At 61.4% G+C, this 23,867-nt stretch carries 16 protein-coding genes and 1 riboswitch; of the genes, 10 read left to right on the top strand and 6 right to left on the bottom strand.

All coding sequences use genetic code 11. The features are described from left to right. Positions 1-67: 67 nt before the first annotated feature. Positions 68-174: riboswitch (glycine riboswitch) on the bottom strand. Between the two features lie 228 nt (positions 175-402). The 7 genes from rfbB (at position 403) to EJO66_RS19850 (ending at position 9,679) form a co-directional block, all read left to right on the top strand. Further along, positions 403-1,485, top strand: a complete 1,083-nt coding sequence (gene rfbB / locus EJO66_RS19880) for a dTDP-glucose 4,6-dehydratase (RefSeq protein WP_125965855.1) — start codon at positions 403-405, stop codon at positions 1,483-1,485. Next, a complete protein-coding gene (gene rfbD / locus EJO66_RS19875; RefSeq protein WP_125965854.1) occupies positions 1,482-2,372 on the top strand; it encodes a dTDP-4-dehydrorhamnose reductase in 891 nt (296 codons plus the stop codon). The genes rfbB and rfbD overlap by 4 nt, the downstream gene beginning before the upstream one ends. Before the next feature lie 66 nt (positions 2,373-2,438). Beyond that, complete coding sequence (gene rfbA / locus EJO66_RS19870; protein ID WP_125965853.1) at positions 2,439-3,338, top strand: glucose-1-phosphate thymidylyltransferase RfbA; 900 nt, start codon at positions 2,439-2,441, stop codon at positions 3,336-3,338. After that, positions 3,335-3,883, top strand: a complete 549-nt coding sequence (gene rfbC, locus EJO66_RS19865; protein ID WP_125965852.1) for a dTDP-4-dehydrorhamnose 3,5-epimerase — start codon at positions 3,335-3,337, stop codon at positions 3,881-3,883. The genes rfbA and rfbC overlap by 4 nt, the downstream gene beginning before the upstream one ends. A gap of 69 nt (positions 3,884-3,952) precedes the next feature. Further along, positions 3,953-6,865, top strand: coding sequence for a glycosyltransferase (locus tag EJO66_RS19860; protein ID WP_125965851.1), 2,913 nt, complete (start codon positions 3,953-3,955; stop codon positions 6,863-6,865). After that, complete coding sequence (locus tag EJO66_RS33015; protein WP_164547860.1) at positions 6,855-8,804, top strand: glycosyltransferase; 1,950 nt, start codon at positions 6,855-6,857, stop codon at positions 8,802-8,804. Before EJO66_RS19860 ends, EJO66_RS33015 begins: the two co-directional genes overlap by 11 nt. Further along, positions 8,801-9,679 carry a hypothetical protein gene (locus EJO66_RS19850; RefSeq protein ID WP_125965849.1) on the top strand — a complete coding sequence of 293 codons (879 nt, stop codon included), beginning with the start codon at positions 8,801-8,803 and terminating at the stop codon, positions 9,677-9,679. Before EJO66_RS33015 ends, EJO66_RS19850 begins: the two co-directional genes overlap by 4 nt. A 335-nt stretch (positions 9,680-10,014) precedes the next feature. On the opposite strand, the gene EJO66_RS19845 is transcribed toward EJO66_RS19850, so the two are convergent. The 3 genes from EJO66_RS19845 to gmd all read right to left on the bottom strand — a co-directional run bounded on the left by EJO66_RS19845 (position 10,015) and on the right by gmd (position 13,463). Further along, entirely contained in the window at positions 10,015-11,436 is a 1,422-nt protein-coding gene (locus EJO66_RS19845; protein WP_125965848.1) for a hypothetical protein, read from the bottom strand. 111 nt (positions 11,437-11,547) lie between these two features. After that, on the bottom strand, positions 11,548-12,429 hold the full coding sequence (locus tag EJO66_RS19840; protein WP_125965847.1) for an NAD-dependent epimerase/dehydratase family protein: 882 nt from the start codon (positions 12,427-12,429) through the stop codon (positions 11,548-11,550). Beyond that, the gene (gmd, locus tag EJO66_RS19835) at positions 12,426-13,463 is read right to left on the bottom strand and encodes a GDP-mannose 4,6-dehydratase (RefSeq protein ID WP_125965846.1); all 1,038 of its coding nucleotides are present in this window, start codon (positions 13,461-13,463) and stop codon (positions 12,426-12,428) included. Before gmd ends, EJO66_RS19840 begins: the two co-directional genes overlap by 4 nt. 408 nt (positions 13,464-13,871) lie before the next feature. Here gmd and EJO66_RS19830 point away from each other — a divergent pair, with 408 nt between their 5' ends. Next, the gene (locus EJO66_RS19830) at positions 13,872-17,921 is read left to right on the top strand and encodes a glycosyltransferase (RefSeq protein ID WP_240648617.1); all 4,050 of its coding nucleotides are present in this window, start codon (positions 13,872-13,874) and stop codon (positions 17,919-17,921) included. 56 nt (positions 17,922-17,977) lie between these two features. On the opposite strand, the gene EJO66_RS19825 is transcribed toward EJO66_RS19830, so the two are convergent. The 3 genes from EJO66_RS19825 to EJO66_RS19815 form a co-directional block, all read right to left on the bottom strand. Continuing rightward, positions 17,978-18,727, bottom strand: a complete 750-nt coding sequence (locus EJO66_RS19825; protein WP_125965845.1) for an ABC transporter ATP-binding protein — start codon at positions 18,725-18,727, stop codon at positions 17,978-17,980. Between the two features lie 3 nt (positions 18,728-18,730). Beyond that, a complete protein-coding gene (locus EJO66_RS19820) occupies positions 18,731-19,450 on the bottom strand; it encodes an ABC transporter permease (protein WP_240648616.1) in 720 nt (239 codons plus the stop codon). Positions 19,451-19,530: 80 nt separating this feature from the next. Then, positions 19,531-20,949, bottom strand: a complete 1,419-nt coding sequence (locus tag EJO66_RS19815; protein WP_125965843.1) for a mannose-1-phosphate guanylyltransferase/mannose-6-phosphate isomerase — start codon at positions 20,947-20,949, stop codon at positions 19,531-19,533. A gap of 163 nt (positions 20,950-21,112) precedes the next feature. Here EJO66_RS19815 and EJO66_RS19810 point away from each other — a divergent pair, with 163 nt between their 5' ends. Together EJO66_RS19810 and EJO66_RS19805 are read left to right on the top strand one after the other, a co-directional pair. After that, positions 21,113-22,855: a glycosyltransferase family 2 protein gene (locus EJO66_RS19810; RefSeq protein WP_240648615.1), complete on the top strand. Its 1,743-nt coding sequence runs from the start codon at positions 21,113-21,115 to the stop codon at positions 22,853-22,855. Then, positions 22,852-23,856, top strand: a complete 1,005-nt coding sequence (locus EJO66_RS19805) for a glycosyltransferase family 2 protein (RefSeq protein ID WP_125965842.1) — start codon at positions 22,852-22,854, stop codon at positions 23,854-23,856. The genes EJO66_RS19810 and EJO66_RS19805 overlap by 4 nt, the downstream gene beginning before the upstream one ends. The last annotated feature ends 11 nt before the right edge of the window (positions 23,857-23,867 follow it).

The following is a 23,867-nucleotide window of genomic DNA, read 5'->3' as shown; positions in this document are numbered from 1 at the left end:
ACTTGAACGGCGGACTTGGTGTGCTACTGATTCAATAGCAAGCAACCGGACGACCGCCGTCCAAGTTGCCGCTCCCCCTGTCCTTGGTACCTGAGAGATTCACCTGTTGCACCTTGCAACGGGTTTGCTCCTTCGGTGCATCACGCGAGGTGATGGCTCTCCAGACGGCTTGTCAGTTGATGCAGTACATGCCGCGAAACTCTTTGAAAGAGCTTCAAAGAATCTGTTGGGCCGACCTGAGCGTTTATGGGAGTTTGCGCCTTCGGTGGAGTAGCAATAAGCACTACTCGCTCTCCTGCAGTGAAACGATTGTAGGCGGGGACCGCAAAGCCGCCAACCATGAATTTTGACAATTCGGACCAATGGGATAATTGTCATTGATTCGAAACTTCGGGGAGACTCATGATCCTGGTAACCGGCGGCGCGGGCTTCATCGGCGCCAACTTCGTACTCGACTGGCTGGCGCAGAGCGACGAGCCCGTCGTGAACCTCGACAAACTGACCTACGCCGGCAACCTGGAGACCCTCGCGTCGCTCAAGGGCGACCCGCGGCACCTCTTCGTGCAGGGCGACATCGGCGACAGCGCCCTGGTCGACCGCCTCCTGGCCGAGCACCGGCCGCGCGCCATCGTGAACTTTGCCGCGGAATCGCATGTGGACCGCTCCATCCACGGCCCCGAAGACTTCGTGCAGACCAACGTGCTGGGCACCTTCCGCCTGCTCGAGTCCGTGCGCGGCCACTGGAGCGCGCTGCCGGCCGAGCAGAAAGCCGCCTTCCGCTTCCTGCACGTGTCCACCGACGAGGTCTACGGCTCCCTCTCCAAGAGCGACCCCGCCTTCACCGAAGAGAACAAGTACGAGCCCAACAGCCCCTACTCGGCCAGCAAGGCCGCCAGCGACCACCTCGTGCGCGCCTGGCACCACACCTACGGCCTGCCGGTCGTCACCACCAACTGCTCCAACAACTACGGGCCCTTCCACTTCCCCGAGAAGCTCATCCCGCTCATGATCGTCAACGCCCTGGCCGGCAAGCCCCTGCCCGTGTACGGCGACGGCATGCAGGTGCGCGACTGGCTCTACGTCAAGGACCACTGCAGCGCCATCCGCCGCGTGCTCGAAGCCGGCCGGCTCGGCGAGACCTACAACGTCGGCGGCTGGAACGAGAAGCCCAACATCGAGATCGTCCACACCGTCTGCGCGCTGCTCGACGAGCTGAGCCCCCGCGCCGACGGCCAGCCCTACAAGGCCCAGATCAGCTACGTCACCGACCGCCCCGGCCACGACCGGCGCTACGCCATCGATGCGCGCAAGCTCGAGCGCGAACTCGGCTGGAAGCCCGCCGAAACCTTCGACAGCGGCATCCGCAAGACCGTCCAGTGGTACCTGGCCCACGGCGAATGGGTGCGCAACGTGCAAAGCGGCGCCTACCGCGCATGGGTCGAGAAGCAATACGACGCCGCCCCCGCGGCCCAGGCGGCGGCATGAAGCTGCTGCTGCTGGGCAAGGGCGGCCAGGTCGGCTGGGAGCTGCAGCGCAGCCTCGCGCCGCTGGGCGAGCTGGTCGCGCTCGACTTCGACAGCACCGACTTCCACGCCGACTTCAGCCGCCCCGAGCAGCTGGCCGAGACGGTACTCCAGGTGCGCCCCGACGTCATCGTCAATGCCGCGGCCCACACCGCCGTCGACAAGGCCGAGAGCGAGCCCGAGTTCGCGCGCAAGCTCAACGCCACCTCGCCCGGCGTGGTGGCCCTGGCCGCGCAGCAGATCGGCGCGCTCATGGTGCACTACTCCACCGACTACGTCTTCGACGGCAGCGGCCGCACGCCCTGGAAGGAAGACGACGCCACCGGCCCCCTCAGCGTGTACGGCCGCACCAAGCTCGAAGGCGAGCAGCTGGTGGCAAAGAACTGTGCCAGGCACCTGATCCTGCGCACCAGCTGGGTCTATGCCGCGCGCGGCGGCAACTTTGCCAAGACCATGCTGCGCATCGCCAAGGAGCGCGACCGCCTGACCGTCATCGACGACCAGTTCGGCGCGCCCACCGGCGCCGAGCTGCTGGCCGACGTCACGGCGCACGCCATCCGCGCCACCCTGCAGGACCCGGCCAAGGCCGGCCTGTACCACGCAGTCGCCGGCGGCGAGACCACCTGGCACGGCTATGCCCGCTTCGTGATCGCGCAGGCCAAGGCGGCCGGCGTCGAACTCAAGGCCGGACCCGAAGCGGTCGACCCCGTGCCCACCAGCGCCTTCCCCACCCCCGCCACGCGCCCCGCCAACTCGCGCCTGGACACGCGCAAGCTGCAGTCCACCTTCGGGCTGGTGCTGCCGCACTGGCAGCAGGGCGTGGCCCGCATGCTGCGCGAGACCCTTTGACTGGCGGCAGAACAAGCGACACACGCAAGCAAGCAGCAAGCAGCAAGAAGCGGAGAACACAACACAATGACCACGAAGACCACCCAACGCAAAGGCATCATCCTGGCCGGCGGCTCCGGCACCCGGCTGCACCCCGCCACGCTCGCGCTCAGCAAGCAGCTGCTGCCGGTGTACGACAAGCCGATGATCTACTACCCGCTCAGCACGCTGATGCTCGGCGGCATGCGCGACATCCTGATCATCAGCACGCCGCAGGACACCCCGCGCTTCCAGCAGCTGCTGGGCGACGGCAGCCAGTGGGGCATCAACCTGCAATACGCGGTGCAGCCCAGCCCCGATGGCCTCGCGCAGGCCTTCATCATCGGCGACAAATTCTTAGGCAATTCGCCGAGCGCGCTGGTGCTGGGCGACAACATCTTCTACGGCCATGACTTCGCGCATCTCTTGGCCGATGCCGATTCGAAGCCCTCGGGCGCCACCGTGTTCGCCTACCACGTGCACGACCCCGAGCGCTATGGCGTGGTGGCCTTCGATGCAAACGGCAAGGCCAGCAGCATCGAAGAGAAGCCGGCCAAGCCCAAGAGCAGCTACGCTGTCACGGGCCTGTACTTCTACGACAACCAGGTGGTGGAGATCGCCAAGGCCGTGAAGCCCAGTGCGCGCGGCGAGCTGGAGATCACGGCCGTGAACCAGGCCTACCTCGACCGCGACCAGCTCAACGTGCAGATCATGCAGCGCGGCTATGCCTGGCTGGACACCGGCACGCACGAGAGCCTGCTGGAGGCCGCGCAGTTCATCCAGACCCTGGAGCACCGGCAGGGGCTCAAGATCGCCTGCCCGGAAGAGATTGCATGGCGCAACGGCTTCATCGACCGGGAGCAACTGGCCAGGCTGGCCGTGCCGCTGCAGAAGAACGGCTACGGCAAGTACCTGAACCATCTGCTGGCCGAGGAGGTGCGCTCGTGAAGGCCACGCCGACCGCGATTCCCGAGGTGCTGATCATCGAGCCGAAGGTCTTCGGCGATGCGCGCGGCTTCTTCTACGAGAGCTTCAACGGCAAGGCGTTCGACGAGGCCGTTGGCCGGCACGTGGAGTTCGTGCAGGACAACCATTCGCGCTCGGCCAAGGGCGTGCTGCGGGGCCTGCACTACCAGATCCAGCAGCCGCAGGGCAAGCTGGTGCGCGTGGTGCGCGGCGCGGTGTTCGATGTGGCGGTGGACATCCGCAAGTCGTCGCCGACGTTTGGGAAATGGGTGGGGGTGGAGCTCAGCGAGGACAACCACCGGCAGCTGTGGGTGCCCGAGGGCTTTGCGCACGGCTTCCTGGTGCTGAGCGAGACGGCGGAGTTCTTGTACAAGACCACCGACTATTACGCGCCGGCGCATGAGCGCAGTATCGTGTGGAGCGATGCGACGATCGGTATCGAATGGCCGGATGCCGGCATGGGCCCTGTGCTGTCCGCGAAAGACGAACTCGGTGTTTCATTGAGTCAAGCCGAAACCTTCGACTAAAAGACAGGCGAAGATCTGTTGCCCATCTATAAATACGGCGCCAGCACGAGCGCCAGAGTGAGGAACTGAATGTCGATCGAAGGGCTGCAAGAAACTTCAAAATCTCCTGTGACAAACACGGGTGCCGCACGCCAAAGGGTCAGTGGCGTCGTCATCGCCTACAACCGAGTTGATCTGATAGGTACCTGCCTCAGGGCACTGTCGTTTGTCGACGAACTCCTGGTAATTGACAAGTCTTCAACAGATGGAACCGCGGAGCTTGCGGCGCAGTTTGCGGACCGCGTGATCGTCGTGCCCTGGTCACCTGTGGTTGAGGAAACCAGGGCGTTTGCGGTCGCGACCTGCAAGCACGACTGGATCGTCTGCATGGACGATGATGAATGCCTGAGCGTCGAGGCTGTTCGCTTCATCGAGCGCGAACTCATATCTCCCCGCGCGTCTGTCTACTTGTTGCCGCAACGGCACTACATCATGGGCCAGCACGACGAGCGTGCCTACTACTGGCCTGAATTCCAGCCTCGGTTTTTCTCAAAAAAGGCAATAACCTTCCTTGAGACGGTGCATGGCGGTATGAAGTACGACGAGGCGGCTGCCTACGTCGTTCCTTACGAGGACGGTACCTGCATCCATCACCTGTCGCACAAGAACGTAGAGCAGTGGATCGAGAAGGCCAACCGCTACACGTCGAGGCCGGACCGCGTGCGAGTCCCGCATGCCGGTGATGATGTCGTGGCGTTCTCGCACGAGAATATCAACCGATATGTCTCCGTTACCAAGTCGAGTGAACCGGGAGGCTATCCACGCGCTGTGGCCGTGTTGCGCGCGCTGTACGACATCCTCGATCGCCTCAAGACGTGGGAAGAAGAGGAGGGTGTCGATGGCGATGCGGCATTTCAGGCGATTTGCCGCCAGCTCGATGCAGCGTATGCCCGCGAGCTCCCACTTCGAAAAGTTGCGGCACCGCAGATCGATACCTCGCAACTGGCAGCGTTGGTAGTGCCGCCAACTAAAGCACCCGAGCGCAACGCAGTCATCAGCGATGACCTGCCGCTCGAGACATTGCGTCGCGCAATCGAAGCATTGCGCGAGTCGTTGCGCCACGTGCGCGCAGCAGCAGAGGTCGAACGACGCGGCGCCGCCGCGGCACTTGCGCACGAGCGCCATTTGTTGGCGGAGAGCAGCAAGCAACTGGCTAACCGAGAAGCCAATCTGGCGGATATGCGCGAGCAACTTGTGGCGCAGGAAACCAAGCTACAAAAGGAGGCTAGAGCGAGTGCAACTCTGCATGAAGCGCAGATACAGCAAGCATCCAGAGACCTCAGACTCGCGCGTAGCGAACTACAGGTCCAGTACGACCAGACTCTAGTGCTTAGACGGCAGATTGCAGCGGTGCAAGCGGAAGCGGATCAGTTAAGAGCGGACGCTGCGAGCGCGCGCCAGCAATTGCATGCGGTCTATGCCTCCGTAAGCTGGAGGCTCACAGGCCCGATGCGTGGCATTGCCTCGCGTCACCCGAAGGCGGTGGCTGGGCTGCGCGAGTTCCTCAGGCGGCATCCGAAGCTCAGGCGTGCGGCGGTGGGAACCGTCAAAGCCGGATGGCGACTCATCACGCTTCGTCAGGGGAAGACGCCAGTATCGCCGGCGCCGGCGCCCGAAGGCAAACTGTTGCCCGCACTAGCTCCGAGTACGGATGTCGAGAGGCGCTTTGATGTGCGGCGCCTCGATGTTCCTTCGGTCGCACGCACTCCTGCTTCAAAACGCCGTGTGCTTTGTGTCAGCCATGTGATGCCATACCCCCCTCGTGCTGGCAACGAGTATCGAATTCATCAGCTGCTTACGTGGCTGTCGAGCGCTGGCTACAGTCCGCTGGTCGTGATCTGCCCGCTCCCGCACGAGGTACCTTCCGATAAGCAGATTGCAGTGGCCGCCTCGGTCTATCCGAATTTCGTCGTGTGTGGTCGCGACGGCGTGATCCATCACAATCTCGACGAAGATTCGCCGCTTCTCGAAGGGCTTCATGGTGGAGTAGCCCGCGACTTCGCTGCGATGCTTGGCGAGCAAGTGCCTGCGACTCAACGCGAACGGGACTTGCTGGGTACCATGCGCACCTTCTGTCCGAACATACTAATCGAACTGCTGGTGAAGCTCGATGCAAATTGGAGACCGGACATTCTTCTGGCCGAGTACGTGTTTATGACGCGCGCATTTGCCGCGATGCGCCCAGAACTATTGAAGGTGATCGACACCCACGATGTCTTTTCTACCAAGGCGCGCAAAGTGCAGCAGTACGGTGTGACCGATGGCCTCGCACTGAGCGATGCCGAGGAAGCCGCTTTGCTCAAGCGGGCTCAGCTACTTATAGGAATTCAGCCCGCAGAAACCCGTGATCTCATGCGGCTTGCCCCGGAATGCAACGTGGTAAACGTGGGCGTCGATTTCCAAGTGAATACGAAGGCTGTGGTACCACCACCTCGACCGATCGCTCTGCTGGTGGCCTCTAACAATCCAATGAATGTCAAAGGGACGAAGGACTTCCTGAGCTTTTCATGGCCGATCATCCGTAAGGAAAGGAGCGATGCCGAACTGCACATCGTCGGCGACGTGGGCCGATCGATTGCTATCGTTCCCGATGGTGTGAAAGTGCTTGGCCGACTCGACGACCTGAATGCTGCATATGCGAGTGCCACTGTTGTCATCAACCCAACTGTGGCCGGCACGGGCCTGAAGATCAAGACAGTCGAGGCAATCTGTCAATTGCGGCCGGTGGTCGCATTCCCCGCGGGGGTTGATGGCATCAGTGCCGCGGCGAAGCCGCTGCTCCACGTAGCCTCGGACTGGTTCCTCTTCGCCCAGCACGTCTTGCGTGTCCTCTCGGAACGGCCAGACGCCGAGATGCTCGCCGGACTTGGCACCACGCTCGCCCGCGAATTTTCGCCCGAAGTTGTCTATGCGGAGCTTGCCGGTGCACTTGATGAATTCTGAATCGATGACGGCCTCCTCCGTGACCTCCGCCGGGTCTTTTATTGTCGGGCCCTACGATCTGCTGGTTGATCTGTCTGCCTGCGCGCTCGATCAGGCAGGGCTTGATCAGCACGTTGCCAAGCTTCTGAAGTACTGCGGCTTTGGCGACGTCGTGGATCGACTAAGTGTCGTAGTACCGCCGAGACTTGAACTTCAGCCAAGACCAGATTGGAGCGGTGCGCTGCAAGCCAATGCCGACGGCGCTGTATTGTTCGACCTTGCCGTCGAGGAAGCCGCCATGCGGCGCCGGGCCTTGTTGGTTGTCATTGGACCATTGCTCCCGTCCAACGAAGTGCTCCTGCACCTTTGGCGTGCCATTCATTCAGATCCATTGCTGGGTGTTGCTCAACCACGCTTCGCCGACGCGAGAACCGATGGCATCTTTCCATTCCCGTATTCAGCGGAGGTCCCAAGCCATGGGCTCACCTCAAAAAGAGCGCTGGCGGAGTTGCCAGAGATCGCGATCACGGCAGAGCTGCTGGCCTCGTGCCTTCTACTGCGCCGCGAAGTCGTGGCCGCACTCGGGCCCTCCGGGCCATTTCGCAGTTTGACTGGTGCGCTCGCCCTGGGGTTGTGCCGGGCAAGACGCAAGGGCTACCGAAATGCGGTCTCCAATAGGGCGGTTGTCACCCTGCCCGTGGATTCCAGCGAAGATGCGCACCGGCTGGCCTACCCGCAACTCGAATCAGCCGACATGGCGACACTGCTCGACAGGTATCCTGACCACATACGTGCAGGTGCCGAGATCGAACGCCGTGCGCACCGGCGGCTGGAGCAACTCTTGGCTGCAGCGCATCCACCAGTGCGCCAGCCGAAGCGCCTTCTGCTCGATTTCCGTGGCATGTCCGCCATTCACAACGGCACATCGCAAGTGATGCTGGGTTTGCTCGACGGCCTTTCGTCGGTCGAACACCCATCTTGGGAAGTTGTTGTCCAAAGCCAGTCCGAGGCTGCGAGATTTCACGGTTTGGCCGAGCGTTATCCCAGTCTTGTCCATGCGCATGGCGATATTGCAGGCGCATACGCGGCGGCCCTGATGCCCAATCAGCCGTGGGCGCTGGAAACCGTGGCGCAGCTGCATCGCCACGCGCTGGTCAATATCTTCAACATCCTGGACACCATTGCCTGGGATGTGCTGTATGCAGTCGACCTTCGCGTGGAAGAAACTTGGCGTTTCATCGCCGCGCACGCGGATGGGCTTGCCTACATTTCGTCTTTTAGCCGCCAGCGGTTCCAGCCGAGATTTCCGGTGAAGCCGTGCGTGCAGGAGAGAGTCATCCACCTGAGTCTCGATGGCAACGACCACTCGGATCCTGCAGTTGGTGCGCACGCGCCACTCGATCATGTGCTGCTGTTTGGCAACGACTACGACCATAAGGACCTAGTGCCGACATTGCAGATCTTGTCGGATGCCTTCCCCTTGCAGAAATTCATGGTTCTTGGTGCGGCCTCTTGTGCGCTGCCGCGGGTCGAATACGTGCCGAGCGGACAGGTATCGGGCGACGAGGTTCACAGGCTGATCGCAACTGCGCAGGCGGTGGTGTTTCCGTCGCACTATGAGGGCTTCGGGCTGCCGGTGGTGGAGAGCCTTGCCTACGGACGTTCCGTGCTGGTTCGAAAATCCGCCTTATGGGACGAGATTGCTGCGCATTCATGCTTGCCCGGCCGGATGATCGAGTTCGACGATAAGGTTTCCTTGGTCGAGGGCCTGGGCCGAGTGTTGGCGGGCTTGCCGGTGAACGAACTGTCTTGCGCTACCGCACTCACCAATGGCGTGCGTCCCCCGAACTGGCACAGCTATGCGTTGGACCTGCTCGATTTTGTCGAGGAATGCCTACATCGCACCGACATTGTGCGTTGGACGGAGCGAGAACATACCTTGACATGGATGAAGCTATGACCCCAAAACTGCGGATTGCCACGCTTATGGCCCGCCACGGCACCGCTAAATATCAATCCGCTGTGGCCGATCTTCGGGCGCTGTTCGAACAGCGCCTCCCGCAGATCGAGCATACCTTCATCGTCGTTGACAACGCGCTGCCCCCGTCACACGAAGAACGCCTTGATGGCGGCGTGACACTGATCGGTGGATCCAATGCTGCCTGGGAATTCTCTGCCTGGGATAGTGCCATCGCTTACCTAGGCTCGCGCCTCGACGACTTCGACTTCGTGCACCTTGCCACTTCCGCATTCAGACAGCTGTACGTGGACTACCTAGATCGCTTCAGCGAGCGGATGTTGAACCTCATGCGGGGGCGCAGTGTGGCGCTGGGCCATGTTGACTACTACAACGAGTCGGTGACGCTGCTGGGCGTGGGTTCTCAGTCGTGGCTCAGAACATCATTCGTCTTTCTTCCGCCTGCCGAGATCAGACTCTTGAGGTCATTGGTAAGTGTGACCAGCAAGGAGACCTTTTTTTCGGGAGATCCCACGGAGCCGTTCTTGAAAGAGGCGCCAATTTCGCCCGGCTATCGAAAGAACATTCTTGGCTGGCTGACAGGCGACGGTACCGAGCAGGGGGTCGAATGGCACTCGCGCTTCAGGCTCGACGCTACGACGTTGCCTTTTTTCGAGAGCAAGGTGCTTGCGATTTTCAACGAGCAGATGCTCAGCAATCGGCTGAGGGCACAAGGTTGCGCGGTAGTTGATGCCACTTGGGCGGCTACTGTGGTCGAAGACCTCGGACATCGAGGTGGGCCGTTCTCCATTCCCCGCTGGCAGGAGCAATTGGTGGCACGCGACAGCGTCGCGGCGCCGGTGAGCGTATTGGTGTAGCTCAAGCTTCAAGAAGCCTGCTGTTGAAGTCGGGGGCTCGCATTGATAGCCGTAGCCTGCCCGGCGTCAACTACTTTGAGCCGCCGCCGCCGCTCAAGATAATTGTCGCTGGCCACCGTAGCCCTAATTTTTCGCTTTCATGCCCATCCTAGACTCTCCACTCGAGCGGGCCAACAAATCGCTTTGACGCAGACTCACCAACTTTTACGACACACGCCTGCCGCACCGGATCGACGGAACGATGAACGAGACGGGCAGCATGACCGTGGTCACAAAGATGGTTGAAATTCAGCCGTCGCTCGGTGTGAAGGAGACCTAGTGCAGAGTGGGACGCCTCATGTTTTGAGTGCAGTGGTCGCCTTGACCTCCGAAAGAACGAATCGGCAAGCTTCATCCACTGAGACAATGGTGTAGTTCTCGTGTCTGAGTGCGTCAGCGAGAGCGCCGTGTGCATTGCTCGCTTCGTCCTCGATCAGCTCGGCAGGAAGGTATGACGGAGGTTGGCCTCCTTCGGTCTGCGCGGCTACGGAGAGGGCTGGTTTCGACTGCGCTACCCGCGTATTGGCATGCACCACGCCCGGCACACAGGTGAACCATCCGATCTTGTGCTGCACAGTACCGTGGTGACAAACGTAGAAGTCGCAGGTTCGCGCCAACGCCAAGGCCTCGGACAAAGGACGCCCCGCGGTCTGATAGATTTTTGAATTCCGGTGCACGAGGCGGTTAGTCACCTTTGCTGCCACATCTGCATCAGCGGCCGCAATGGCGTGGTTGGAACTGTCGCCCAGCTCAACCAAACGGTAGTCGTCTTCGGATAGCGAATGCCCATCGAGCACGATATCGCAACCCGGGTACTCATCGATCAAAGAGTGCGCTAGTTCAGTGAGAAACTGCACTTGATTGGTGATCGTGCGATTGCGTGTGCGAATACTCAGCCAAAAGCGGCCGACCGGGTTGCGCCGAACGGCGGCTTCGGGGAGGTCGACTGTGCGCTCGACGTATCTAAATACACGAGCTTTGGCGCCTTCCGTGACCAGCATTCCGGCGAGCTGCACGAATAGGGTGTCACGACAGTTCAATTGCTGAATCTGAGATGAGTGCACGTATCTGATCTCCCAGTTCGGGCAGTCGTCGAACAATTCCGCCAGTGGGCCGAGCGGCTCCTGCACCACCACTACATTCGTTGTCTCTAACGCAAACTCAGGCTCATCTGTGATCAGCCGGTCCAATGCGCCGAGCTGATTCCAGATGTGATGTGCGAAGCTGGCATCGCCCGTCACTAGATACGGGGTCGGACCACTGATCCGATCCATGTCAAGCGGCAGCCCGTTGAAGATCGTCATGGCTTTGCGGACGTGGCCCTCGTTCACACCCCAGGCTTCATCCCCAAGATTCACCAGGATCGCCCTCTGGGGAAGGTAGATGCCCTGAATTGGCGCACCCTCTCCGAGAGAGCCGGCGAACAGCCAGAAGCTCAGAGCAGACCCGAAGCCATAGGCGATGGTCTTGTCTTCCAGCAGAACGGACTGGGTAGCCTGCACTGGCTCGTTGTCCCAAACAGAGCGAACAACAAAACGGCCTTTCCGCAGCAAGTCTCGCTGATACCAGCGACCGATGCACTCCCTGTGCTTGGCCTGCTTTTCCTCAAGATCATCGATCAGATGAGCTAAATAGGGGGCACCCAGTGCGGCTATTTCGTGGGGATTCCTGCGAGATGGCGCGGCCTGGATGACGCGGAGTGCATCGCTGTTCATCATCGGCAGGAGGATACCGCGCTGACATTGCTCCAGCCTTCGCGCTGGGACTCGCCCTCACTGCGGATGACGCCCCCGCGCAGCACAACAAACCGCCAGCGAGCTTGGCCGATCCTAGGTCTTGAGCACGCTGACTGCGGCGGCGGCCAGCATGCGCTTTAGGGTGTCCTCGAGATGTGGTATTTCGAGCTTGGCGCCATGGCGCTCAAGCAGCGCGTCGAGCTTGGCGGGATTGCCGCAGAGCCTGTGCACCTCGTTCGCCCGCACGAAGGCCGGGTTGACCTCGATTCGTGGAGTATGGCCTGTCATACGCATGAAGGTATCGAGCACGTAGCGAAGCGTGTAGGGATGCCCGGTACAAATGTTGTAGCTTTCGCCCGGCTCTCCGTGAGCGAGAAGCAAAAGGTAAGCGTCGCAGAGCATGCGCACGTCGTTGAACTCACGCTCTACGTCGAGGTTTCCGAGCTCGATGGCCGGTGCGCGCTTCGCGAAGTGAAGTGCGAGCTTGGGAATCAGGAAGCTCGGGCTCTGCCCGGGACCTGTGTAGTTGAAGGGCCGCGCGATCACCAGGTCGAGGCGACCTTCATAAGTGCGCGCCATGTACTCCATGGCGAGCTTGCTCATGGCGTAATGATTGACCGGCGCGGGCGGCTGGGTCTCGCTGATCGGTGACTGTGTCGTGTTGCCGTAGATGTTGGCGCTGCTAGCCAGAAGCACGCGTTGAGGCCGAGCAGGCAGCCTGGCGAGCGCATCGAGCAGGTTCGCGGTGCCCACCACGTTGACGGCATAGAACGCCTTCTCATCCGCATGCCCGACGAAGCTGATCGCCGCCAGGTGAACCACTGCATCAGGTGACGTCTCAAGCACTTCCCGGCGGAGCGCATCGCTGTCCGTCAGATCAGATCTCAACGCGATGACTGCATGTCCCTCGGCCGATGCGCGTTCAGAGAAATGTCGGCCGGTAAAACCTTCGGCGCCGGTTAACAGAATTCTCAAAACGAGAAGCCCTGGCGATTGCGTCGCAGGTCTGCCTCGACCATCATCTGGCAGAGTTCCTCGAGCGTGGTCTTTGGCTCCCAGCCGAGCTGGGTCTTTGCCTTGGCCGGATTTCCGATTAGCAGTTCGACTTCCGAGGGTCGATGGAACTTCGGGTTGATGCGCATGACGGTCTTTCCGGTCGCCGTGTCCACGGCCGACTCGCCTTCGCCGCTGCCATTGAAATCCACGGCGATGCCTGCGCCCTTGAACGCCATGCTCACGAAATCGCGGACGGTTTCGGTGCGGTTGGTTGCCAGCACGTAGGTGTCGGGCGCATCGGCCTGGAGCATCCGCCACATTCCTTCGACGTATTCCTTCGCAAACCCCCAATCGCGCTTGGCGTCGAGATTGCCGAGTTCAAGGGTGTCGAGCTTGCCAAGCTTGATCTTGGCGACGCTGTCCGTGATCTTGCGAGTCACGAACTCGCGCCCGCGTAGTGGGCTCTCATGATTGAACAGAATGCCGCTGCAACCGAAGATGTCATAGCTCTCGCGGTAGTTGATGGTCATCCAGTGGGCGTAGAGCTTGGCAACGCCATAGGGACTGCGCGGATAGAAAGGTGTGTCTTCCACCTGCGGAATGGCTTGCACTTTGCCGAACATCTCGGAGGTGGACGCTTGATAAAAGCGAATCTTCGGGTTGACGAGTCGGATAGCCTCGAGCAGGTGCAGAGCACCTACGCCCGTGATCTGCGCGGTCGCAACGGGCTGGTTGAAGCTCACGCCCACAAAGCTCTGGGCGGCAAGGTTGTAGACCTCGACCGGCTCCGCTTGGCGAATCAGCTCGATCGAACTCCCCAAGTCGGTTAGGTCGTACTCGACCAGATGCAGGTCGGGGTTGTTCTGAATGCCCAGTTCCTCGATGCGCCAGAAGTTGACCGAACTGGTGCGCCGATAGGTGCCATAGACGACGTATCCCTTGGCGAGCAGCAACTCGGCCAGATACGCGCCGTCTTGACCCGTAATGCCCGTTACAACGGCATGTTTCTTCATGAGAACCTTTTCTGTATTGTCCAAAAAATCGCAAAACACGGCGATCTGCGCCTGTGGGCAGGAGCCGTGAGTGGAGATTGGATTGGACTTGTGGAAGTCTAGATTTTGCCAAATCGGGCGGCTCGGAAGTCACGGCATGTTTGGTTACGTATCTTGCCTGCGTTCGAGTATCAAGCGGTTCCAGAGATCAACGAAGAGGCGCCCGAATTCTTATAGGCAGAACGAAGCGCGCGCCGCACTCAAGTGCAACAACGATGCTGATTTGCGTGGCTGAAAGCCAACAGTCGACGGTGATAATAAATGTGAAATGTGCCGGACAGAATGCCAGCGGCCAAGTCTTATGGAGGGGCAGAAACTGGGGGCTCGAAGGGCAGGAGTCCGCAGTGCTCCCTGATAAACGAAGCAAGTATGAGTGACACACCACGAGACGCAGAAAGACTCGCCGAAGCGGAGCGGCAGATCGCTGCACTTAAATTGCGATTGGAGCTGCAGGGACGACTTGTACTAAGCAGCGACGATGCGCGCGAGGCCCAGATCGAATCGGCAAATCAACGCGCGGCGCTCGCGCTGCAGCAGCAAAACGAGTTACTCCGATCAGCGTCCTGGCGACTGACAGCCCCGTTGCGGAGGGTGTCGGCGGCGATTCCTTCGTCCTGGCGCGGGTATCTGCGTCGCGCAGCCAAGGCAACGTGGTGGGTCGCGACGCCTTGGCGCACGCAGCAGAGGCTGCAGTTTCTCAAGGAGCGTCGCCGAACGGTTGACGCGAATGTCTCTCGCGTAGCGCCCGCCGCCGGCACTGATGTCGGCTGCGACAGCCAGAATGCCTATCGGCAATGGATCGCCGAGAACGAGCGTCGCTCGACCGCGCTTGTGGAAGGGGCTCCGAGTCCGCGGCTGAGTTTCCTGCTTTGTGCAAGTGGCGCGCAGCTTGAGATGCTGAGCGAGACTGTTAAGTCGATTCGTGCGCAAGACCTGCCCCAGTGGCAACTCCTCGTCGCCGACACGAGTGACCATGCTGGCGCGCTTAATGAGCCCCTTCGCGCGTTGCAGTATGAAGAGCCGCGCGTCATCCCGGTACCCGCGCATGGCAAGAGCCGCGCCGAAGCGCTGGCCGCCTGCCTTTCACATGCCGAGGGCGATTTCATCGCGATACTGGACGCTGGCGATATCATTCCATCGGCCGCTGCTATCGAGATCGCAAATGCGCTGGCCGAGGCGCCGGCCAGCGATATTCTTTACGGCGATGAGGACGAACTGTCGGCCGAAGGCGGCCGAATTCGGCCCTACTTCAAGCCGAGTTGGTCGCCGGAATTGCTCTATGCCTTCAACTACTTCGGGCGCTTGACGCTGCTGCGCCGGCAACTCGTCGAGGTCGCGGGCGGCATCGACCCCGAAGCGGGCGCCGGCTTCGAGTGGGATTTGAATCTGCGTGCGAGTGACATCGCGCAAACCATCACCCGCATTCCCAAGGTGCTGTGCCACCGCGCGGCCGATGGCCATCGAGACAGGCCAGCCGCCGATTCGGCGGAGGCTGCAGCACAGCGCGCGGCATTGCGCAAGTTCTGGGCGCAAAAGAGCATTGACGCTTCCGTTCAGACGCAACCCGATGGCACCCAGCACGCGACCTGGACGATTGACCAGCCACCGTTCGTCTCGATCGTGATTCCTTCCAAGAACAAGGACCATTTGCTGCGAATGTCTGTCGGCGGGTTGCTGCGGGGAACGGCATACGCGAACAAGGAAATCATCATTGTGGATACCGGCTCTACCGAGCCGGAAACGCTGGCGTATTACGCCGAGCTCGCATCGGAGCCAAGCGTTCGCATCGTTCATTTCAACAAGACCTTCAACTATTCCGCGGCGTGCAACTACGGCGCTACGTTCTCGCAAGGCGAGATCCTGCTGTTCTTGAACAACGACATCGAGGTCACCTCTCCCGACTGGCTGCACGAAATGGTGCGCGTCGCGATGCGCCCGGGCGTCGGAGTGGTCGGCGCCAAGCTGGTCTTTCCTTCGGGCGAACTGCAGCATGGCGGCGTGGGCGTCGGCATTCACCTGTGTGGCCTGATGTATCGCAGCGCCGAAGGGCGCGGCTGGGGCGTGTTCGGTTCTCCGGACCACGCCCGCAACTGGCTCGCGATCATGGGCGCATGCCAGATGGTGCCGCGCGATGCCTTCGAACGCGTCGGCGGCTTCGACGAGTCGTACCTGATCGCAATGAGCGACGTCGCACTCTGCCTGAATATCTGGCGCGCTGGCTATCGGACTGCCTACGTACCGCAGGCCCGTCTCGTGCATCACGAAGGCGCGACGCGAGGCAACAGCAACCCCGGGGTCGACATGTGCCGGGTGGCTGACGACATTCGTGCACTGGGCATCGACGAAGACCCTTATCTTCATCCCGAGTTGGATGCGAACCACGCGATTCCGGTCCTTCGAGTCGGCACGGCGCCCGCGGTCCGCGAGAAGCTCAAGGCCAGCCTTCGCGAGTTCGGCTCGCCAAGGCCGCAGCCACAGACCCTCGATCTGTCGAATGACGGCGCATGCCTGGCCGTTGCCATGCTGCCGCGCGAGAGCGTGATCTGGGTACCCCAGCCTGTGCACGGCGTGCGCGACGTCTGGTCTGCGGCCAGGTGGTGTCTGGATCTCTTGCGTACGCGAGCCGATGTTCGCCTGCGTTTCCCCGCTGCGCTGTCCGAAGGCCCCAATGGCGCATTCTGCCGCTGGCTCGAAGCTGAAGGCGCGAATCGTTTCGGGCTCACTGAAGACGCGCTCGCCTCAATCCGTATGCTGTGGTCGGAAGATCTCGCAGCTCGTGCGCGACAGGTGTTTCTCTTTCACTCGGAAGTCAGGGCCGTGCTGCCTCATGGCCTGCTGCCCATTGGCAAGCGCGAACTGTTCCACTGGTTCATGCAGCACGGCCGGCGCAATGCGGGCCTGAGGCTTGAGGAAGTCTGGTGGCTGTTCTGGACGGCCGCGGAAACACCTGAGGCCGAACTGGTCAGGGCCTACGAATTCACGGCGGACTGGCAAAAGCTCTATCCCGACGGATTGACGGTTTTCGGCCGCCGCGCGTTTGCCTCCTGGTTCTGCGCGAATTACCGCGTGACCGAGCTGTGGGCCGACCCGGAACGCTGGCCGGTCGACATCCCGCCCGCCCGGCAGCTTCGATCGGCCTATCGCGCGCGCGAGCAATGGCAGCGCGCGCATCCCGAAGCGCTCGACCAGCTCGAGGCCGCCAAGGCGCTGATCGAATGGCTCCAGTTGCCCGAAGCCATGCAGCCCGAGACGGCGCGGGCCTGGTGCGCGGGTCTCGACAAGGAGGCCGTGGCGGCCGAGATGACGACGCTTGGCGTCAACGTCATCGGTCATTTCTCGTATCCGTCGGGCCTGCGCGTTTCCGTGGAGGCACTGGCGAAGGGCTTGAGGAGTGTGGGCGTGCAGACGGCGCTGCGCGACCTCCGCACTGATAAGAAAGACGACCCGGTCCATGCGCAGTTCCGCGACTTCGAAGACTTTGAAACAACCATCATCCACACACAGCCAGAGCCGTTTTTCAACGAAGCCTACAGCCGCAGCGATCTGAGCGAACGCGTGCCGCACACTTATCGAATCGCGTACTGGTACTGGGAATTCGACTCGATTCCCGACTCGTGGCTCGATGCGGCTGCAAAGGTCGACGAAGTCTGGACGGCTACCGAGTTCGTTGCCAAGGGCCTGCGCGAGCGGCTCTCGATCCCGGTCCGGACGATATTCCCCGGCGTCGCGCTTGGTACTTATCAGCAGCGAGAGCGCAAGTACTTTGGCCTGAAGGACGGGAGTTTCACGTTTCTATTTACGTTCCACATGATGAGCGTGATGGAACGCAAGAATCCGCTTGGCCTTGTCCAGGCATTCAAGACGGCGTTCTCTGCGCAGGACGATGCGACCCTGGTGCTGAAGACGTCATTCGGTGACCGTCATCCGGCGCAGTTGCAGGAATTACGCGCCGCCGCAGAAGGCCACAACATCGTGGTGATCGATCAGGTCTACAGCCCCGACGAAGTGTTGTCTCTGATGAACGCGTGTGACGCCTATGTGTCCTTGCATCGCAGCGAAGGGCTTGGTCTCACGATGGCCGAGGCCATGCTGATGGGCAAGCCGGTGATCGCCACCAACTACTCGGGCAACGTCGATTTCATGAGCGAGGCAGACAGCCTGCTGGTGCCCTACAAGTTGGTGAAGCTCGGTCGCCCGATTCCTCCTTACGATGAGAAGCTCGAGTGGGCGGAGCCGTCGACAGAGCATGCGGCCCAACTCATGCGGCGCCTATATGAAGACCGCGAATGGGCGAAGCAGATCGGTGCGCGCGGCAAGGCCCGCGCGGCCATCGACCTGTCTTTGGAAACTGCGGGCCATAGGGCCGCTGCACGGTTGGCCGAGATCCGGATGCTTCTTCGGACGGGTTCGAGGAACTGAGCCAGGGCGCCCGGGCGACGCCCGCGGCGCGCAATGACGCGTGACTAATCAAACGATCAGGCGGTCAATCGGCGTTCGGCCACTTCAGCCATGTACTCTTCCATATCCACCGCCTCGAGGCGGCCGTGGTTGAGCTTCACAACCTTGTTGCACTCTTTCGCGATCAAATCAGGCGAATGAGAGGCAAGCACCAGAATGCCCGACTTGGACACCACATCGCGCATCCGCTTCTCGGCCTTTTCGGTGAATTCCGCATCACCTACCGACAGCCATTCATCCATGAGCAGGATGTCTGCCTCGACGCTGGTGGAGATCGAAAAAGCCAGGCGCATCATCATCCCGGTGGAGTAGGTACGCACGGGCATGTCCACATACTGGCCGAGTCCGCTGAATTCGCAGATCTCGGGCGTACGCCGGTCGATCTCTTTCTTGCTCATGCCCATCACGAGGCCGCGCAGCATGATGTTCTCGACACCCGTCGCGTCGACCTCGATGCCCAGTGATGGATCGATGAGGCTCGAGACGCTTCCCTCACGCCGGAACTCACCTGCCGAGGGCTCGTAAACGCCAGCCAGGGTGCGCAGCAAGGTCGACTTCCCAGCACCGTTGTGGCCGATGAGTCCCAATCGATCGCCGCTGCGAAGTTCTAGGTTGATGTCGCTCAGTGCCTGGACGACGGTGACGCCCGTCTCCTTGCCGAACCGTCCGCCCGTGACAGATGCCGCAAGCGTCTTCTTCAGCGAGGCCGCGCCTGCACCATAGATGGGAAAATTGACTGCGACGTTCTTGAGTGAGATGGATGCCATATATCAGAGCCAGTAAACGACGCGCCGACGGTACTTGATGAAGAGCAGCGAGGAGGCGACAACGCTCACGACTGTCCAGGCCAGGATGCCGAGCCAGCTATGCATTTCCGCCACGCCGCCCATCAGCGGAGTGCGCAGCAGGTCGAGCATCTGTGCAAAGGGATTCCACAGGATGTACTGAGCGCGCCCTGGAAGACTCTCGGGAAGCCAGAAAACGGGCGTCAGAAACATCAACATCTGCATTACGCTGGTCACGATCTGGGTCACGTCTCGGTAGCGCGTGCAGACCAAGCCGAGCAGCAGGCCGAGGGCATGCGCATTGATGACCAGGATCGCGAAGGCCGGCAGTACGAGCAGTGCCGACCACGACAGCGAAATGCCGGCCCAGAGCGCTACTGGGATATACAGCACGATCTGGTGCGCGAACTGAATCAGGTTGCGTGCAATGCTTCGCCAGACGAAAAGACTGATAGGGAAGTAGCCCTGCTTCAGGTAGTTGGATGAGCCCACGAATGCGTTGCACGCCTCCGAAACTACGCTGGAGAAGAAGCCCCAGAAGATGATCCCGAGTGCGAGGTGCGGGAAGAACTTGGACAGCTCCGTGCCAAAAAGCGAGCTGTACAGCGGACCCATGCCGCCGATCATTGCGCCCATGCTCAGCGTGAGCCACAGCGGCCCCAACATCGAGCGCCGGTACCGCAGCACGACGTCGAACCAGGCCAAGGTCCACCAGATGTCTGTTCGGCGGGTGCCTTCCCACCAATCAGAAAGCGCGCTTCGATGAAGATTGGAATGAACTTGACTCATGCGCGTCCGTAGGTGTCTGCGAGACGAACGATGTCGTCTTCGCCAAGGTAGTCGCCACACTGGACTTCGATGAGTACCAGCTCTTCTTGGCCTGTATTGGTCAAGCGGTGTTTTTCTCTCAATGGAATATAGCGGTACTGGCCGGGAAGGGTCTCATGCTCCACTTCGCCGATTTGCACGATGCCGCGCCCCTGGACCACAACCCAGTGTTCTGCGCGTTGATGGTGAAACTGCAATGACAGCGATTCACCGGGTTTCACGGTGATGCGCTTCACTTTATAGCTGTCCTCTTCCTTCAAGGCAGCATAAGTCCCCCAGGGGCGATGGACCACTGCGGGCAGGGTGACGGCTTCGTGCTTGCGTTCTTTGAGGATGTCGACGATTTTCTTGACTTTCTGGGCGCTGCTTTTGTGGGCGACCAGCAGTGCATCAGGCGTGTCGACAATCACGAGGTCGTGCACGCCCAACGTGGCAACCAGCTTGGGACCGTGGCTGTCGACTTGCACGTGGGTGCCCGTGGTGTCGATTGCCACGGCGTCCGAAGGCATGGTGTTGCCGCTCGCATCAGGGGTATGCGCGCTGGCAACTGCCGGCCAGGAGCCCACGTCGCTCCAACCGAATTTGGCCGGCACCACATGAACGTTGTCTGCCGCTTCCATGACGGCATAGTCAATGCTGATGTCCGGCTGAAGTCCAAAGGAGTGCAGGTCGAACTGCATGGCGCCGTTGGCTTCTTGTGCCGAGTCGAGCGTTCTGCGCGCTGCCGCCAAAAGCTCCGGCGCATACTTTTCGAAGGCTGCGACGATGGCATCGGCCGTGAAGCAGAACATTCCGCTGTTCCAGTAATAGCGGCCGGTGGCCAGATATTCCTGCGCGGTCTCGAGATCGGGTTTTTCCACGAAGCGCTTGACTGGCTGCGCTTCTCGCGAAACCTTGGCAACTTCGACATAGCCGAAGCCGGTGTCCGGACTGGTCGGGTTGATCCCGAAGACCACCAGGGCACCCCGCGTTGCGAGACGGAATGCCTGCTGCGCACTGGCCACGAAGGCCTCGACGTCCGGCACCAGGTGGTCGGCAGAGAGCACCAGCATGACCGTGTCGCCGCTGTACTGGCGGATGCATTGCAACGCCGCAAGGGCGATCGCCGGACCCGTGTTTCGGCCCTTTGGCTCGAGCAGCAGCGTCGTTTGGGGCGGGTCTACCATCTGCCCCAGCACGTCCTTCGTGAGGAACACATGATCCTTGTTGGTGACGATCATGAGATCGCCGGTTCCGCACGCCTGGCCGCGCTCGACGGCCTGCTGTAGCAAGGTCGACTCCCCAAGCTTCATGAAAGGCTTGGGAAAAGCCTGCCGCGATGCTGGCCAAAGCCGGGAACCGGCCCCTCCCGAGAGCACAACTGAAAGGACGCGCATTTTTTATAGGTGTGTGAAGAAGAGGATAATTTTACCGGCTCCGGTTTCCGGGGCCGGTAACCAGTGGAAGCCGCTTCTTTCGTGATGACCTCGAGCAATGTTCAGTAAGCCCACGCTGCCAGCCGCGCAGCCCCATATCCGGCGACGGGGGCTTGAGAGCGGCTTGAGCAGTGCGCAGCTTCAGCGCCAGATCGCGTTGCTCGAGCACGAGACGAAGTCCCTGGAAGCGCAGATCCTGGGGATGCAGCGGTCGACCAGTTGGCGCATCACGGCGCCGCTGCGCTGGGCGAGCCGGCATTTTCAACGCATCGTGCGGGGTGCGTCCTTGCCGCAGGTTGAGGAACGCGGAGACTACACCGATTGGGTCGAGCGCTACGACAGGATCGATACGGCCGACCGCGATCGCAAGCGCCGGGAAATCGATGCCTGGCCGAAGCGTCCGCGTTTGCTGCTGCTGCCCGCGGGCGAACTGGGCGTAGGCTCACTTGACGCACTGCTGTACAACGAATGGACGAGGCGGGCGGCCGGGTCATTGCCCGGCGGCTTCAAGGCTGCGGCTGCCGCCGACTGGGTCATCTGGATCGAAGCAGGCTGCACACTGCCGCCGCACGCGCTGTGGGCTATTGCCCAACAAGTCGCTGCGCACCCCGAGGCCCGCTTGATCTATGCCGACGAAGACGAACTGGATGTGAACGGGCGGCGCGTCGATCCCTTTTTCAAGCCTGACTGGAATCCGGACCTTTTCCTGGGGCGCAATCTCTTTTCTTCATGGATTGCCATGGAGGCCGGCCTGTTCGATGAAGCCGGCGGAGTTCGTGCGGAGTTGCCGCCTCCAGAGCAGGGCTACGACCTCGCGCTGCGCTGCGTGGAGCGCGTTGGCAGCGAGCAGATACGTCACATCCCACACGTGCTCGCCCACCGCTGTGCTTCCGGGGGCAAGCTCGATGGCCGGCCGGACGGCGTTGCCGTGCTGAATGCCCATTTCGAGCGCATCGGCACTGCGGCCAGGGCTGAGGCCACACAGTTTGGTTATCGCACCCGCTATGTGTTGCCCTCTTCGCCGCCGCTGGTTTCACTCATCATCCCGACGCGCAACGCTTTGCCGCTGGTGCGGCAGTGCATCGAGAGCGTTGTGTTCGAGACGGACTATCCGAACTACGAAATCCTGCTGGTCGACAACGGATCGGACGACCCGGAAGCGCTCGCCTACTTTGCCGAGCTTGATGCGCAGCAGGGCATCACCGTCATCCGCGACGAGCGTCCATTCAACTATTCGGCGCTGAACAATGCGGCGGTTGCAAGGGCGCAGGGCGAGCTTGTTGCGCTGCTCAACAACGATATCGAGGTCGTCTCGCCGGACTGGCTCGCGGAGATGGTGTCGGTTGCCTTGCAGCCGGGGGTGGGTGCTGTCGGCGCGAAGCTGCTTTATCCCGACATGACTGTCCAGCACGGGGGCGTGATTCTCGGTGTCGGCGGCATCGCAGGCCACGCCCACAAGCACCTGGCTCGTTCGGATCCCGGCCATGGCGGACGTGCGCAGCTTGCGCAGTCTTTCAGCGCCGTGACTGCCGCCTGCCTGGTCGTGCGCAAGGCGCTTTACGAGCAAGTGGGAGGGCTCGACGAGGCGCATCTTGGCGTGGCCTACAACGACGTCGATTTCTGCCTGCGCTTGCGTGAAGCCGGCTTTCGCAATGTCTGGACGCCCTGGGCCGAACTGCTGCACCACGAATCGGCCACGCGCGGACTCGAAGTGGCGGCCGAGTCGCGGAATCGACTGGCCACCGAGGCAGCGGTCATGCAGGACCGCTGGGGCAAGCTCATCGCGCACGATCCAGCCTACAACCCCAACCTGACGCTCGATAGCGAAGATTTCGATCTTGCGTGGCCGCCGCGTACATCCCTATGAACACCGCCCGTCCCCTCGAAGTCTCCGTCGCGCTCTGCACACACAACGGTGCTCGCTTCCTGCGCGAGCAGGTGCGCAGCATCTGCCTGCAAACTCTTCCACCAGTCGAGATCGTGCTCTCGGACGACGCCTCCCGAGATGACTCGGTGGAGGTGGTTCGCGCTACGGTGGCCGAATGCGCTGTCGAACGGCCGGGGTATCCGGTGGCGCTGCGGGTGCTGAAGAACGCCACCCCCTTGCGGGTCGTCAAGAATTTCGAGCAGGCCATCAGCGCCTGCACCCGCGAGCTGATTGCGCTGAGCGACCAAGACGATGTGTGGGTGCCCGATCGGCTCGCGCACATGGTGGCGCGCTTTCAGCAGGATGAGAATCTGCTGCTGCTGCATACCGACGCGCGCCTTGTCGATGCAGGCGGGAACGACCTCAACCAGTCCCTGTTCCACGCGCTCGAGGTCACTCGATCGGAAGTCGAGGGCATCCATGGGGGCCGTGCTTTCGACGTGTTTCTTCGCCGGAATCTCGTCACCGGAGCGACCACGGTATTTCGCCGGTCGCTGCTTGCAGACGCCTTGCCATTTCCCCCTGAGTGGGTCCACGACGAATGGCTGGGCATCGTGGCGTCGACGGTGGGACGGGTCGACCTGCTGGAGCAGCCGCTCATCGACTATCGCCAGCATGAGTCCAACCAGATTGGCGCGCGGCGCGACACTTTCGTCGGCAAGATCCGCAAGGCGCTTGCATCGCGGGGAAATACGCATGTCGAGCGTGCCATCAAGGCCGAACTTCTCCTGGAGCGTCTTTTGCAGATCGGCGATCGCGTCTCGCCCGAAATCATTGCCAAGGTCCGCAGCAAGATCGAGCATCAGCGCTTTCGGGCCGCATTGCCCGCGTCGCGGCTGGCGCGGTGCATCCCCATCTTTCGCGAAGCCATGACGGGCCGCTACGACAAGTTCGGCCGCGGCGTACGCGGCGTGGTCCGCGACCTCTTCGAATCTGTGTAGGCTCGCCCCAA

It is taken from the genome of Variovorax beijingensis (genome assembly GCF_003951285.1).
GTDB classification, from domain to species: Bacteria; Pseudomonadota; Gammaproteobacteria; order Burkholderiales; family Burkholderiaceae_C; genus Variovorax; species Variovorax beijingensis.
This window is presented reverse-complemented; position numbering and strand designations above follow the sequence as displayed.

Excerpts from the sequence above, each read along its gene's own strand:
- rfbA (WP_125965853.1), top strand. The coding sequence starts at position 2,439 with ATGACCACGAAGACCACCCAACGCAAAGGCATCATCCTGGCCGGCGGC.
- EJO66_RS19805 (WP_125965842.1), top strand. The coding sequence starts at position 22,852 with ATGAACACCGCCCGTCCCCTCGAAGTCTCCGTCGCGCTCTGCACACAC.
- EJO66_RS19850 (WP_125965849.1), top strand. The coding sequence starts at position 8,801 with ATGACCCCAAAACTGCGGATTGCCACGCTTATGGCCCGCCACGGCACC.
- EJO66_RS19830 (WP_240648617.1), top strand. The coding sequence starts at position 13,872 with ATGAGTGACACACCACGAGACGCAGAAAGACTCGCCGAAGCGGAGCGG.
- EJO66_RS19845 (WP_125965848.1), bottom strand. The coding sequence starts at position 11,436 with ATGATGAACAGCGATGCACTCCGCGTCATCCAGGCCGCGCCATCTCGC.
- rfbD (WP_125965854.1), top strand. The coding sequence starts at position 1,482 with ATGAAGCTGCTGCTGCTGGGCAAGGGCGGCCAGGTCGGCTGGGAGCTG.
- rfbB (WP_125965855.1), top strand. The coding sequence starts at position 403 with ATGATCCTGGTAACCGGCGGCGCGGGCTTCATCGGCGCCAACTTCGTA.
- EJO66_RS19860 (WP_125965851.1), top strand. The coding sequence starts at position 3,953 with ATGTCGATCGAAGGGCTGCAAGAAACTTCAAAATCTCCTGTGACAAAC.
- EJO66_RS19815 (WP_125965843.1), bottom strand. The coding sequence starts at position 20,949 with ATGCGCGTCCTTTCAGTTGTGCTCTCGGGAGGGGCCGGTTCCCGGCTT.
- EJO66_RS19825 (WP_125965845.1), bottom strand. The coding sequence starts at position 18,727 with ATGGCATCCATCTCACTCAAGAACGTCGCAGTCAATTTTCCCATCTAT.
- gmd (WP_125965846.1), bottom strand. The coding sequence starts at position 13,463 with ATGAAGAAACATGCCGTTGTAACGGGCATTACGGGTCAAGACGGCGCG.
- EJO66_RS33015 (WP_164547860.1), top strand. The coding sequence starts at position 6,855 with ATGAATTCTGAATCGATGACGGCCTCCTCCGTGACCTCCGCCGGGTCT.